This is a genomic window from Weizmannia acidilactici, assembly GCF_008974225.1.
GTDB classification, from domain to species: Bacteria; Bacillota; Bacilli; order Bacillales; family Bacillaceae_C; genus Weizmannia; species Weizmannia acidilactici.
In genome coordinates this window covers 1-14,264 of the sequence record NZ_BKZR01000062.1, presented here as the reverse complement: position 1 = coordinate 14,264, position 14,264 = coordinate 1, and the positions used below count along the sequence as shown (strand labels likewise).

Sequence of the window (14,264 nt, the reverse complement as noted above, 5' to 3'; positions counted from 1 at the left end):
TTATAAAATTAAAAAACAGTTACATAATTATATTCCCGCTATTTTGAAGTTGAAACCTTATGCTTACAGTTTTTTATAGATAACAAAAGCATAAAATACGAATATTAAAAAGTCAATAACATATATTGTTCGGATTTGAAAACCTCCTATTTGAACTTTCTCAATAAAGATTTAAAGAATCAATTGGTTCATTAATAATAAATTAAGAAAACGTTGCTAAAGTAGAAGAAAAGTCAGCCGGCAATAAAAGAAAAGGGGGAATGTTTTTCGTTGAAAAAAATCCATTTATATGAGATCGACTTTATGCGCGGCTTCATTATGCTCTGTGTACTGTCTGTCCACACGATGTCCATTTACGACAGCCGGTTGGAAGACTGGACAGTGGAATTTCTTGCGATGTCCGCCGTGCATTCTTCCATGCATGTCATGCGAATGGCATTTATGTTTATTACCGGGCTGGTGCTGTTTATAACGTATTACCGGCGCGATTTCCAAACTGTGGCTTTTTGGAAAAAACGCCTGTTTTTCACGATGATTCCTTATGTATTTTGGAATATTGCCTATATTCTTTTTAGAAGTGCCGCTTCTTCGATAAATCTGCACGGGTCTTTTTTCAACTTTGTAAAAACTTTAATGGTTTCCCTGATCCACGGAGATCAGTTTTACATTTATTATGTGTTGGTGACGCTGCAGCTGTACATGATCTTTCCGCTGATGCTGCACGGTTTGCGCAAATTCGAAAAATACCACATGCAGATTTTTCTCTGGAGCGCGTATCTCCAGCTTGCAATGACAGCGTTTTTCAAGTTTGGAATACCTCATCTGGACACTTCCCATTGGCCTTATCTTTTCGCGAATTATGGCGTATTTGTGCTGACGTACCAATGCTATTTTATTGCCGGGGGAATTGCTGCCTGCCATTACGATAAAATTGTCAAATTTATTGAAGAACATGCTCGTTTTTTAACAAGCATATTCTGTGCCAGTTTGGTCATGATGTGGATCCATTACTACCTGAACCGCTTTATTTTGCATGAAAGCGACCATAAAGCCCAGTCTGTGCACCAGCCGGTCTATCTCCCATGGGCCCTCCTTGTGGTGGCGCTCGTACTGTATCTTGGGAGGTTGTGGGCAAAACGGCGCACAGAGAGGAAGTGGAAGCTATTCAGCTGCTTTGTGATGACAGCTTCTCAAACCTCGTTCGGCATGTATTTGGTGCAGCCGTTTTCTTTATATGTGATGGGCAAATACATGATGCCTCATTTGGCTGGAAACAAATGGCTGTTTTACGGGTCCCTGCCGTTTGGCATTTTATTTGTTTATTTTTCTTCCATGCTGATTGCGTACATTTTCTATAAAACTCCGATTTTGTCCTACTGCATCGGCAGGAAATCGAAATTTCCGGTCCGCGCCAAAACGGTACAGGTGCCGGACAAGCAACAAATTTAATGATTTTAGGAGCTGGTATGATGTCTTATTTAATAGAAAGACTGGACGATTTGTTAACTGGCCCGGATAAACCATTGATCAAAGATGCCGGGCGCTGGTATTCGACACATGAATTACAGGGGGATATTGCAAAAATACAAAGCGATCTCGCAGCGGCGGGCGTACAGCCCGGCGACCGGATCTTGCTCAGCCTTCCGAATTCCTATACTTTTGCGGCCGCCTATATGGCGGTGATCGGCTACGGGGCAACAGTCTGCCCGGTAAATCCGGAAATGCCGGCGTATGAGCTGCGGGCGTTTGTCAACCGCTGCCGGCCGGTTTACGGTATTGCGCGCGGTGTTCATGCGGATGAACTTTTAAACGGCGAAAGTTCTCTTAAAAATCTTTTTGTAGCGGATGAAAAAATGCAGAATTTTCATTGGTTTGTAAGAAGCGAAGGCACATGGGAGGAGAGAAAAAACCAGGGTGCTGCAATCGTTCGGAAGAGCAGGGAACCCGCTGGAGATCAAATTGCCATTCTGCTCTATACATCAGGAACAACCGGCAGCCCGAAAGCGGTCGGGCTTACCCATGACCAAGTGTTTGCGGCGGCCCAAAACATTATTGCCTCCCACCGGCTGACTTCGGATGATATTACGTATTGCTTCCTGCCGCTTTTCCATATTAATGCGGAAGTGGTAGCTGTCCTGTCGACGCTGCTTTCGGGCGGAAAAATCGTGTTAGAGTCGAAATTCAGCGCCTCGAAGTTTTGGAAAACGGTTTGTGAAGAAAAAATTACATGGATATCAGCCGTGCCTGCGGTGATTTCCATTATTTTAAATATCGAAAAACCCAAAGAAATTCCGGATCATCTGCGGTTTGTGCGCTCAGCATCCGCGCAGCTGCCGATTTTGCATGCGCGGCGTTTTGAGCAGGAATTCGGCATTCCAATCATTGAGTCGTACGGGATGACGGAAGCGGCCAGTCAAATTTGTGTAAATCCGCTTCCGCCGGAAAAACGGGTACTTGGTTCGGTAGGCATCCCGGTTGGGGTGGAACTCGCCATTTCCGATGAATCCGGGCAGCATCTTCCGCCGAAAACGGTCGGAGAAATTGTGATCCGCGGCAAAAATATCATTACGGAATATGTGAAGGCCGAAAACTAGGACGATTTCCGGGACGGCTGGTTCCATACCGGCGATGTCGGTTATGTGAATGAAGAAGGATACGTCTTCATCGTAGGGCGAAAAAAAGAGCTGATTAACCGCGGTGGTGAAAAGATCAGCCCGTATGAGGTTGAAGAGGTGATCCGTGGGCTGCCTGGCGTGCACCAGGTGGCGGTCATCGGTGTGCCTGACCCGAAATACGGCGAGCAGGTAGCCGCCTGCATTGTGCCGGAAAACGACGACCCGGCTTCATTAAAAGCGTTGGAAGAAGCGGTGATGGAGCATTGCCGCCGGTCTTTATCGAGCTATAAATGCCCGTCAAAAATCAAATTTGCAGAAGAACTGCCAGTCGGCCCAACCGGAAAAATCCAGCGCATCCGTCTGAAACAGGAAATGGGGCTGCAGAAAATCGCCGGGCAGTCCGGACGCTAAACCATTACGAAAAAATCACGAGAAATATCGTTCCCAAGGGACTCACAAGTTCCGGGGGAATTATACGGCCTTGTGAAAAACATGCATGCCATATTGGGCAATTTTGCTTAACTTTAAAAAGGAAGAAGGGAAAAAAGTGAAAAGAAAGAGACCGCTTGTTTTACTGCTGGCATTTTTGCTTGTTGCTGTTTCCGCCCTGGCCGGATGCGGTTCGGATTCGAGCAGCTCCTCAAACAGGAAAACGATCCGCATCGGCTACCAAAAGGGCGACCCGCTACATATTACAAAATCACTCGGTGAATTGGACAAGCGCCTGAAGGAAATGGGCTATAAAGTCGAATGGAAACAATTCCAGGACGGTTCCGCTCTCATTGAGGCACTGAACGCGGGCAGCATTGACTATGGACGTACCGGGGATATTCCGCCGATTACCGCACAGGCTTCCGGTTACAAAATTGTCTATGTCGGGGTCGGTCATTCGAAAGCAAAAGGGAGCGGTATTCTTGTCCCTAAAAATTCTTCAATCAAGTCCATCTCGGATTTAAAAGGGAAGAAGGTCGCTTTTTCGAAAGGGTCCAGTTCCCATTACCTTGTTGTAAAAGCTCTGCAAAAGGCGGGCTTGTCATTGAAAGATATAACCCCGGTTTATTTAGATCCTTCAGAAGCGCGGATCGCGTTTGAAAAAGGCAATGTCGATGCATGGGCGGTTTGGGATCCTTACACTGCTTCCGCACAGGTGAATGCGGGTGCAAAAATGCTTGTAAGCGGCGAAGGATTGACGACCGACCGGGATTTCATTATTGCATCAAAAAGCTACGCCGAATCGCATAAAAAAGTGACGGATGCGGTTTTGGAGGAAACGGAAAAAGCAATGGAATGGGCAAACAACCACCACAGCGAACTGGTTAATAAACTTGCCGGAGAACTGAAAATGGATAAGAAGACAGTACAAACAGCGGTTGAACGGCGCGTATACGGCTTCAGCAAAATTTCGGATACCATCTTGAAAGAACAGCAATCGATCGCTGATTTATTTTACGAATTAAAAGTCGTTCCGAAGAAAGTAAATGTCCAGGATGCGGTTTTGAAATAGGGAGGTGCAGATGATGCAGAAAGAAAAGAAATGGGCGGCGCGTGCGATCCCGTGGGCAATACCGGTTCTGCTTGTGGCCGTGTGGCAGGTGTTGTGCACGGCCGGCGCCATTCCGGTGAATATCCTGCCTTCGCCCGTTTCGGTTGTGAAAGCTGGGATCGGGCTTGCGGCATCCGGCGAACTGGCGCAAAACATCGGTATCAGCCTTTACCGGGCGCTGATGGGTTTTCTCATCGGGGGGTCCATAGGGTTTGCGCTTGGCATTTTAAACGGGATATTTAAAATATCCGATCTTCTGATTGATTCTTCCATACAAATGCTACGCAACATCCCCCATCTTGCCTTGATTCCGCTTGTCATTTTATGGTTCGGGATCGATGAAACATCAAAAATTTTCCTCGTTGCGCTCGGGGTTTTATTTCCGGTTTATATCAATACGTACCATGGTATTAAGTCAGTTGACAAAGGGTTGATTGAAATGGGAAAAGCCTATGGGTTGAACGGGATGTCGCTGTTTTTTCAAGTTATCTTTCCGGGTGCGTTATCTTCTATTTTGGTCGGAATTCGCTATGCGCTCGGCGTGATGTGGACGACGCTCATTGTAGCGGAAACGATCGCCTCGAATTCCGGTATCGGCTATATGTCCATGAATGCCCGTGAGTTTATGCAGATGGATGTCATCGTGCTCAGCATTGTGATTTACGCCATTCTCGGAAAAGTATCGGACATGGTTGCGAAATTTTTTGAAAATAAATGGCTGCGCTGGAGAAAACAGACGGCTTAAGCGGAAGGGAGTGGAAACGTGAAAGAAGAACAATTTGTGTTAAAAGCGGAACATGTCGGGAAAGCTTACGGGGATCTCCATGTGTTAAAAGACATCAATTTGCAAATTGCAAAAGGGGAATTTGTGGCGGTTGTCGGAAAAAGCGGGTGCGGGAAAAGCACGCTACTCCGCCTGATCGCCGGGCTCGAACAGCCGACGGAAGGCACCATTACCCAAAACGGGGAAAAGGTGGCAGGCACAAACGGCCGGGCTCGCATGATGTTCCAGGACGGGCGGCTTCTGCCATGGAAAAAAGTGATAGACAACATCGACCTCGGCTTAACAGGCGGCTTTAAGGATAAAGCAATGGAAGCTTTGCGGAGCGTCGGGCTGGAAGATAAGGCGAAGCATTATCCGCAGTTCCTTTCCGGCGGGCAGAAGCAGCGGGTGGCGCTTGCCCGTGCATTGATCCACGAGCCAGAGCTGCTTTTGCTGGATGAACCGCTCGGCGCGCTGGATGCATTAACGAGGATGGAAATGCAGAACTTGATTGAGGAGGTTTGGATCAAAAACCAATTTACCGCAATTCTGGTGACACATGATGTAGAGGAAGCGGTTCGCCTCGCTGACCGTGTGATCCTGCTTGCGGATGGCGAAGTCAAAATGGATAAGGCGATCAGCCTTCCGCGTCCGCGCATCCGTACGCAGCCGGCTTTTGCAGCTTACACGGAAGGAATTCTCGGGGAAATTTTAAATCCCGGTTTTCAGCAATACGACAGACGAAAAGCAATCGGAAAATTTTAATACGGTAAGGTAGGGCTAATCCTAAAAGCCCATTTGAAACAAGAAAACCCGTATAGGGAACGTTATGATTCCCAACGGGTTTTCTTTGTTTGTTGATCTGCGGAACAGCCTTTTTTAAAAACCGCTTTTTCACCCGCACGGTGATATAAACCGGCGTGTAATTGGGCAACCTATAGGCATGATCTATGTGCGAAGGGGTTGTTTGGGATGAAAAAGAAAATTTTTAAAAAAGGCGCTAAATTTTTGGTGCAGCCCATCGGCCGTTACCTGCTGAAAGAGAACCACCGCCTTGCCTGCCAGTATGCCGGTTATTACGAACGGCTCGGCATCAACAAGCGGGCCATTTTTTACGAATGCCGGGATGGCGCCGGGATAACGGATAATCCGTATGCCATTTTTAAATATCTGCTTGATCATCCGGATTATCAGGATTTCATACATATTTGGTCATTCAGCGATTTCGCCGCGGCCGGACCGGTGATTGCAAAATACCGCAACCGCCCGAATGTGAAATTTGTCAGGCGGAATTCGAAAAGCTACTTAAAGGCGCTCGCCTCATCCGGGTATTTGATTAACAATGCGACGTTCCAATCGTTTTTTTCCCCGAAACCGGGCCAGATTTATATCAATACTTGGCATGGGACGCCGCTGAAACGCATGGGGTTTGACATTCCGGGAAATCCTGCGCATTCGCAAAATGTCGTGCGCAATTTTTTGAGCGCGGATTATTTGCTGAGCCCGAATCCGCATACGACAAAAATGTATACGGACAGTTACAAATTAAAAGGGCTTTACGGGGGCAGGATTCTTGAAACAGGTTACCCGCGCATCGATTTGACAATCCGGACCGAAGCTAGGAAAGTCAGGGAGGAATTGAGAAGTCTCGGTTTAAAGCTTGATCCTGAGAAAAAAACGGTTCTTTATGCCCCGACATGGAAAGGGGAAGATGTATCACATGTGGAAAATGATGCCGAAAAGATTATGGAAGATTTTTTTGTGCTCGTGCGGGAAGCAGGCGATGCATACAATTTCCTGCTGAAAGTCCACCCGTATCTTTACGGGGAATCGGCAAAACTACCGGCCCTCCGGAACAGGCTTGTACCCGATTCGTTTGATACAAATGAACTGCTTGCAGGCGTCGATGTGCTGGTGACCGATTACTCCAGCATTTTCTTTGATTTTCTTGTGACAAACAGGCCGATATTGTTTTATGTGCCGGATGCAGAGCGCTATAAAGAAGAACGTGGTTGTTATTTTAAATTTGAGGAACTGCCGGGCCCCGTATTTTCCCATGTGAGGGATGTTGTAAAGGCGCTCCCGCAGATTGGGGATTTACAGGAACAGTACAGGGAACGGTATGAAGCAGCTAAGCAGGCGTTTGTGTTGTATGAGGACGGGAATGCAACGGAGCGGATTATCCGTTTTATTTTTCATGGCGAAACCGGCGATGTAAAGGTATTGGATCATTTAAATACGGGAAAAGAAAAAATCCTGATTTATCCGGGTGGATTAAAAGATAACGGGATCACTTCCTCTTTTATCAATTTAATGAATAATCTTGACCACAGCCGTTATGACGTCAGCTGTTTCAGCGGCTATCCGCGTTCACAGGAAGTGCTGAAAAACATCGCGAAGATCCATCCTGCTGTCCGCCTGTTGTTTAAGCCCGGGCTTCCGCTGTACACGCTTCCCGAAGTGTACCGGGATAAATGGATCCACCATTTTGGAAAGCGCGGCCGGCTTGAGCAAAAGCTTTATCCGCACCGGGCGTACAAACGCGAACACCGGCGTTTATTCGGGCGCACGGCATTTGATTATGTCATCGATTTCAGCGGCTATAGCCTGTATTGGGCGAAACATCTTCTTCCGGCAGAAGCAAAAAAGAAAATTTGTTTTATGCACAATGACCTGCTTTCCGAAAGCCGTAAAACTATAAACGGGAAGATGCCGCACTATATTAATTTGAGGGGGCTGTTTACGGTCTATAACGATTTTGACAAGCTTGTAAGTGTTTCAAAAGGGACAATGGAGCTGAACCGTGAACGTTTATCGAAATATGCCCCGATGGAAAAATTTTACTATGTGATGAATTCGATTCAACCGGAGCGCATCTTTAAGATGGAGGAGAAGCGCCCGCAGTATCAAATGGAAATGGGGGGAGAAATCACGTTTATTCCCGAGAAAGACCGTTACCATTTCGTCAATATGGGCAGGCTGTCACCTGAGAAAGGGCAGGACAGGCTGATCCGGGCTTTTGCCAATGTCTATGCGAAACATCCGGTAAGCCGTTTGCTCATCCTCGGCCAGGGCCCGCTGAAAGAGGAGCTCCAGTCGTTAATCGACAGTCTGGGCATTGGGGATGCTGCTTTCCTTTTGGGGCAGATCGAACATCCTTTTCCGCTTTTGCGCCGATGCGATTGTTTTGTCCTGTCTTCGCATTACGAAGGGCAGCCGATGGTTCTGCTTGAAGCGATGACGCTCGGCATGAAAATCATTGCGACAGATATCGTCGCCAACCGGACCGTGCTCGAGGGCGGCAAGTACGGCCTCCTTGTTGAAAACAGTATAAACGGGCTCGAAAAAGGGATGCTTGCGGTGCTGGAACGCGGCGGAGAACTGGCTTCAGAGCCGTTTGATTACAGGCGGTACAACAAATTGGCGATGGAAACTTTTTATAATTGCCTGCGGGAAGGGTAAAAAATCCGCAGATAAAAAGGGGCCGGCCCCAAAAGTCAGGGAAACGGCACCCCCTTTTTTAGTTGCAATACGATTTCACTGGATTTAATGGGACTCTTGCGGGGAAAGAGGCCGGGCGGGAGCCGGGACCCTTATGCGAAACAAAGACCGCCCGTTCCCCCTGAAATTGCAAAATCAGCGGAAATTGCGGAAAAATCGGCGGACTACCCAGGAAAATCGGCGGGGACCTTAAAAATATCAGCGGAAAAGTGTGAAAAATCAGCGAACAGGAGAAAAAGCAGGGAGAAGAGGCACTGCTGTATGCAAATTTCCTGCATTAAAAGAGCCCCTATTGAGAAGAATGTCCTTCTCAGTATTTTTTTCATTAAAATGGCTTTTATGATTGTGAGAAGTCCTTCCGCCTTGCGATTTTGCGGAAGATTTTCTAACAAGAATAATGATAAAAGCGGGAAAACGTTGGATAATGGTTACAAATGGAAGTATATAAGCGGCCAACAAAGGAGGTTTAACGCGGTGAAAGTATTGTTTTCGATCGGGCGTCCTTTTTACGAGGCATATCCGCAAATCGTGGAAAATCTCGAAAACCTCGGTGTGGAAGTTTCCTGCCTGATTAAGGACTATGCAGCCGATCAGCGGGAATTGATGGCTTACTTAAAAGATGCTGATATTTACATCAACGGCATTGACCGCGTGGATAAAGAAGTGATTGATGCGGCTCCGTCTCTGAAATACATTCTCAAATATGGTACGGGGGTGGATAATATTGACCTCGATTATGCAGCGGAAAAAGGCATCTTTGTTACAAACGCCCCCGGACAGAATGCATCCTCCGTTGCGGAGCTTGCGGTCGGGCTGATGCTGTCCGTTTCAAGGCAAATTCCAAAATCCGACCGGGCGGTAAAAGCAGGTGGATGGGGGATTGCAATCGGCAATGAACTCGGTGGCAAAAGGCTCGGCATTATCGGCTTCGGCAGCATCGGGCAAAAAATCGCGCAATTGGCATCCGGCTTCGGAATGGAAATCGTGGCAAGCGGAACATATATGAATGTGCAGGCGGCCCGGAAATGGGATGTTTCGTTTGTTGAACTGGAAGAGCTGCTGGAAACCTCCGATTATGTCACGGTCTGCACGGCGCTAAAAAGCTCCACTTACCGCATGCTTGACCGGAAAAGGCTTGCTCTAATGAAACGTTCGGCTTTTTTAATCAATATTGCGAGGGGGGATATCATTGACGAAGGCGCCCTGTATGAAGTGTTGAAGGCCGGTAGCATAAAAGGCGCCGCACTAGATGTTTTTTCAAAAGAACCGACCGATTCAAAACTGGCCGGCCTCCCGAATGTGGTCGCCACCCCGCATATCGGAGGGGCAACGGCGGAATGTGTACGGAGGATCGGCAAAATCACCGAAAAAAATATCGGCAGATTCTTAAGTGGTTTGCCTGTTTCCCACCTTGTCAATACGCCGCAAACAATACAGTAGTGAAACAGCGTCCGGAAGCGAGCGCTTTTTTTCGGAAGGTTCCAACAGGAATATTTTAATAAGCACCCGTACCTTTTCCGAAATTTAAGCAAGATTTAAGCAAAAAGCGCTATACTAGGGCTAGTAATGGAAAAAGGATGCGGGTGGAACGAACATGAAAGTGGAAAAAGGCGTGAAAACAGCACTCATTGTATCAATGGTGGGGCTTGGGACGGTTTCGCAGCTGCCTTATACAGCATTAGCCGCAGGCACTTCGGGTCCTTCAACTGCCGTGCAGGAGGATCAAAGCATCTCTTCAACAGCCGGGCAAAGTGGTATGGCTGCAATCCAAACACCACAAATGGGAACATCGTTAACAAGCCAAACGTCGGACTCAGGGACATCGCCAACAAACTCAACGTCGCAAACGGGCTTGCCTGAAACGGAACAGGCAGCTAAACTCTCGGAAATGACGATCAACGGTGCAACACTTTCCCAAAAATTTTCTCCGGACACGACGATATATGAAGCGACTGTTGCAAACAGCGTGGCCAAAATCGGCCTTATATTAAAAAGCAATGTTGAAAATGCGGTGATCAAAGTCAACGGAGAAAAGGTCTCAAACGGGGTGGAAACGGGTTTGGATCTTAAAACCGGAAAAAATACTTTCACGATAGAGGTTTCGGATTCATCCGGGATAGCAACTCCGACTGTATATTCACTGGCAATCACCCGGGAATAGAGCGCCGATAACCGCTTGTCCGGCATTCTATTATCTGCGGGGCGTTTGTCGCCGGCATTTCAATCATCTAAAACTTCATATAACGTGACGGTTCCAAACAGTACATCGGTTCTCAAAATTACGCCGAAAGTGAAAGACAGCACAGCTTCTGTCAAAGTAAACGGCATTATGTATAAATCGAAAGCTGTTTCAGTCAAGCTGCCGGTCGAAAAAACAACGATTTCGATCATAGTAACGGCAGAAAACGGCGAAGCCAAAACGTATACATTACATGTGACGAGAAAGGATGATGAAAAACCGCTGAACCAAGGTAAGCAGACGGGCGGAACGAAAGCCGAATTGCCTGGCAGCACCTCTAAACAGCCGGGCACAAAAAACACAGGCGCGTCAAAACAAGCGGGGGCAGGTAGTGAAGGCATAGTGAAGCAAGGCGCGTTGGCCGGGAAAACAGCAAGCGGCATGTCGGAGGCCTGGAATCAAACATCAGGCGGAAACAGCATGGCTTCACAAGCCTTAAACAAGACTGCAGCCGGCATCGCCTTCAAAATGGCGGCAGCTTTTTCGGGGAAAAACAGTTCCTTATCCGCCGGCACAACGGCGCTGAAAACTTCGGCGGCTGTTTCGGTGAAAAATATGGGCACAAAAGGCAGCACTGCGGCAGTAAGCAAAGCGACGCTCTCATCGCTTACAGTTTCCAAAGGGACGTGGAATAAAGATTTCAGCAAAAATGAGTATACGTACCATATTAAGCTTGCCACCAGCTTAGAATCCGTTACCATTACGGCAACGCCAACATATTCAGGATCAACAGTATCCATTCGAGACAGTTCGGCCGGCAAAATTTCAATTGGGAAAAACGAAGCGGAAAAAGTCGTATCGGTTGTTGTGACTAATGGAAGCGAACGGAAGACGTACGTGTTGGTATTTAAGAAAAAAGTAACAGGCACTTCTACAACTGTATCCGATACGGGCAGTACATCCGCAAGGCAGGCAGATGATGCGTTTTCCTCCGGCACGGCGCAAACCCGAACAGCAGCTACTGCCGCGTTCCAAACACAGCAGCAGCAACCTTCTTGGTGGTCGAAATTCGTCAGTTCGATTGAATCATTTTTTAAATCGTTATTTTCTTTTAATTAAGCGGGCACCCCACTTTTTTTATTCGACTTTCCCAAAAGGATACGGGCAGGCCCCCGGGTGAAACAGGTTTCGCTGCCGTGAAATATGTCAAAAACAGTCCTTTTTTCCTGAGTTTTGCTTTGTTTAGGTATTATGATTGAAAACGGTCGCAATATCGCTTATTGTAAGAATACAAGTAATATGAACAAAAAATGAAAGAGCAAATTACTGAAAGGTAAAGGTGCAAAGCCACAGGTCTAAGGCATGATTGCTATGACGGCAGGGTTGCCACAAACAAGGAGGCAAAATCTATGAACCAGCTGGAAGAAGCCGACCGGGAGTGGTACCAATTAATTTTAGCAAAGAGAATTGGCTTCAGCATCGAAGAAGTCCGTCTTTTTATCAACCGCAGTTTTTTCCTTTCGTAAGATGCTTTTGCCCATCAGAAATTGCGTTATCATGAAGCCTAGTCGATTAAAATCCACAGCATTCATCCTCCTGCCGGGGGATTTTTTCTTGTTAAAATTTAACATTTTCATTTGGCTTATTTTTTACATATAGACACCAAAAAATGCGTAATAGAAATATCATTTTAAATAAACAGATTAGCGAAAAATGTAAACGGATGATTTGAAAAAAACGTCATAATCATTCAAAATCACGCAAAAAAGTGGGGAAACTTTCATTTTTTTGCCATAAATTTTGTGAATCTAATCACAAAAAAGGTGGTATACTTAGTTTTGTGGCATGAAGGAAAATGAAAAGAACGTTCAAATCCAGTCATGCTTGTGCGAACAGTACAATAAGTTTCGGAAGCCATGCCGGCACATTCCGCGGCAAGTTTCAATTTCCTGTTATGAAGGAAAAACAAGTGTATGAAATCCATTGAAGTTGGAACAATACTTTTAAAATTGCCTGTACTTGGAACTGTGTTCAAACGGCGGCTTACTGGGCTTGTAAAACTGGTTTCATACAGTGGATACATTCTTAACTTTTTGATAGGAAAGGAAGATTAACACATGAAAAAAGTAAACCGTGTTGCAGTGATCGGAACTGGCGCAGTAGGCACAAGTTATTGCTATGCAATGATTAACCAGGGCGTTGCAGAAGAACTTGTTTTAATTGATATTAACGAAGCAAAAGCGGAAGGGGAAGCAATGGATTTGAACCATGGCCTTCCGTTTGCCCCGACGCCAACCCGTGTATGGAAAGGCGATTATTCGGATTGCGGCACCGCCGACCTTGTTGTCATTACTGCAGGTTCCCCGCAAAAACCGGGCGAAACAAGGCTTGACCTCGTTGCCAAAAACGCAAAAATCTTTAAAGGCATGATCAAGAGCATCATGGACAGCGGATTTAGCGGTATTTTCCTTGTTGCTAGCAACCCTGTTGACATTTTGACTTATGTAACATGGAAAGAGTCCGGGCTGCCAAAAGAACATGTTATCGGCTCCGGTACTGTGCTTGACACGGCCCGTCTACGCAATTCGTTGAGCGCCCATTTCGGAATTGACCCGAGAAACGTGCACGCATTGATCATCGGCGAACACGGCGATACGGAACTTCCAGTATGGAGCCATACAACCATTGGCTATGAAAGCATCGTATACAATGCGGAAAAAGGAAAAATTGACGAAAAAACGATGGAAGAAATTTTTGTCAATACACGTGATGCGGCTTACCACATCATTGAGCGCAAAGGTGCGACTTACTACGGTATCGGCATGTCCTTAACCCGTATTACAAGAGCCATCCTGAACAACGAAAACAGCGTATTGACGGTATCGGCTTACCTTGAAGGGCAGTACGGCAACAGTGATGTTTACATCGGTGTGCCTGCCATTATTAACCGCCAGGGCATCCGCGAAGTCGTTGAAATTAAATTGAACGAAAAAGAGCAACAACAGTTTGACCACTCCGTAAAAGTATTGAAAGAAACAATGGCGCCGGTATTATAAGAATCGGGCGCGGCCAGGCTCCCCATCAAAGGAGCCTGGTTATTTTTTTAGATTGTCAGCACACCCGTGTAGGTATATACCTCTTGCCGCAATATTTTGAGGATATGTGCAGGATTTTTGTTGGTATAGTTGCAAAATTCGTGATATTTTCGGCATTTCAGCTGATAAACAAGCAGGGCAGGTGGCAGATAGATAGCCCGCACATACCCCACCCGCCGGTTTAAAACAACATCCGGCCGACCGTTTGCGTCTCGCCTCCGAAAAAAAGGGGCTGTCCCAAAAGCCATTTTTAAACAAGAAAACCCGTTGAGAAATTCATTTTTCTCAACAGGCTTTCTCATTTTCCGGATCTTCTTTCTGAAGCAGTCGGTTCTTTTCCGCCTGTTTCAGATGGTTATGGGCGATGGCGACCAGCCTCCGCAAGAAAATCTGCGGAACTTTTGATATGACCAAACACGCTTTCTACCTCGATTCTTCTCCGGGCGTAGATTTGCGCGCCCTCGTCAGACCAAAGGCTTTTTTTGGCTTTTGCTTTCATTTCTTCATACACCGGATTATGGAGGATTTGCCGGTTTCCTTTTGCCTTTGTGCACCTTTCTTTCAGCGA

General features: G+C 46.6%; 14 protein-coding genes and 1 riboswitch. Of the genes, 12 read left to right on the top strand and 2 right to left on the bottom strand.

What is annotated here, in order from left to right; genetic code table 11:
* Positions 1-270: 270 nt before the first annotated feature.
* The 12 genes from GBH70_RS15585 to GBH70_RS15540 all read left to right on the top strand — a co-directional run bounded on the left by GBH70_RS15585 (position 271) and on the right by GBH70_RS15540 (position 13,657).
* On the top strand, positions 271-1,449 hold the full coding sequence (locus GBH70_RS15585; RefSeq protein WP_151681888.1) for an acyltransferase family protein: 1,179 nt from the start codon (positions 271-273) through the stop codon (positions 1,447-1,449).
* 20 nt (positions 1,450-1,469) lie between these two features.
* Complete coding sequence (locus GBH70_RS15580; RefSeq protein WP_371862265.1) at positions 1,470-2,594, top strand: AMP-binding protein; 1,125 nt, start codon at positions 1,470-1,472, stop codon at positions 2,592-2,594.
* Positions 2,595-2,639: 45 nt separating this feature from the next.
* Positions 2,640-3,026 carry a class I adenylate-forming enzyme family protein gene (locus GBH70_RS17420; RefSeq protein ID WP_253693997.1) on the top strand — a complete coding sequence of 129 codons (387 nt, stop codon included), beginning with the start codon at positions 2,640-2,642 and terminating at the stop codon, positions 3,024-3,026.
* A gap of 136 nt (positions 3,027-3,162) precedes the next feature.
* Complete coding sequence (locus tag GBH70_RS15575) at positions 3,163-4,119, top strand: sulfonate ABC transporter substrate-binding protein (protein WP_308697087.1); 957 nt, start codon at positions 3,163-3,165, stop codon at positions 4,117-4,119.
* Positions 4,120-4,132: 13 nt separating this feature from the next.
* Positions 4,133-4,903, top strand: coding sequence for an aliphatic sulfonate ABC transporter permease SsuC (gene ssuC / locus GBH70_RS15570; protein WP_151681889.1), 771 nt, complete (start codon positions 4,133-4,135; stop codon positions 4,901-4,903).
* Between the two features lie 18 nt (positions 4,904-4,921).
* Positions 4,922-5,686 carry an ABC transporter ATP-binding protein gene (locus tag GBH70_RS15565; protein WP_017554134.1) on the top strand — a complete coding sequence of 255 codons (765 nt, stop codon included), beginning with the start codon at positions 4,922-4,924 and terminating at the stop codon, positions 5,684-5,686.
* Between the two features lie 207 nt (positions 5,687-5,893).
* Entirely contained in the window at positions 5,894-8,383 is a 2,490-nt protein-coding gene (locus GBH70_RS15560) for a glycosyltransferase (RefSeq protein WP_151681886.1), read from the top strand.
* A gap of 513 nt (positions 8,384-8,896) precedes the next feature.
* Positions 8,897-9,862, top strand: coding sequence for a phosphoglycerate dehydrogenase (locus tag GBH70_RS15555; RefSeq protein WP_026104844.1), 966 nt, complete (start codon positions 8,897-8,899; stop codon positions 9,860-9,862).
* 154 nt (positions 9,863-10,016) lie between these two features.
* On the top strand, positions 10,017-10,583 hold the full coding sequence (locus tag GBH70_RS15550; protein ID WP_151681885.1) for a cadherin-like beta sandwich domain-containing protein: 567 nt from the start codon (positions 10,017-10,019) through the stop codon (positions 10,581-10,583).
* Positions 10,584-10,628: 45 nt separating this feature from the next.
* Positions 10,629-11,720, top strand: coding sequence for a cadherin-like beta sandwich domain-containing protein (locus GBH70_RS15545; RefSeq protein WP_172968325.1), 1,092 nt, complete (start codon positions 10,629-10,631; stop codon positions 11,718-11,720).
* A gap of 188 nt (positions 11,721-11,908) precedes the next feature.
* Positions 11,909-11,992: riboswitch (cyclic di-GMP riboswitch) on the top strand.
* A gap of 18 nt (positions 11,993-12,010) precedes the next feature.
* A complete protein-coding gene (locus GBH70_RS17940; protein WP_017554129.1) occupies positions 12,011-12,127 on the top strand; it encodes a hypothetical protein in 117 nt (38 codons plus the stop codon).
* 591 nt (positions 12,128-12,718) lie between these two features.
* The gene (locus GBH70_RS15540; RefSeq protein ID WP_151681883.1) at positions 12,719-13,657 is read left to right on the top strand and encodes an L-lactate dehydrogenase; all 939 of its coding nucleotides are present in this window, start codon (positions 12,719-12,721) and stop codon (positions 13,655-13,657) included.
* Positions 13,658-13,704: 47 nt separating this feature from the next.
* On the opposite strand, the gene GBH70_RS15535 is transcribed toward GBH70_RS15540, so the two are convergent.
* Together GBH70_RS15535 and GBH70_RS15530 are read right to left on the bottom strand one after the other, a co-directional pair.
* The gene (locus tag GBH70_RS15535; RefSeq protein ID WP_151681882.1) at positions 13,705-13,998 is read right to left on the bottom strand and encodes a hypothetical protein; all 294 of its coding nucleotides are present in this window, start codon (positions 13,996-13,998) and stop codon (positions 13,705-13,707) included.
* A 53-nt stretch (positions 13,999-14,051) separates the two neighbouring features.
* Positions 14,052-14,264 (bottom strand): transposase (locus tag GBH70_RS15530; RefSeq protein WP_172968324.1); only part of this gene is annotated, 213 nt, incomplete at its 5' end.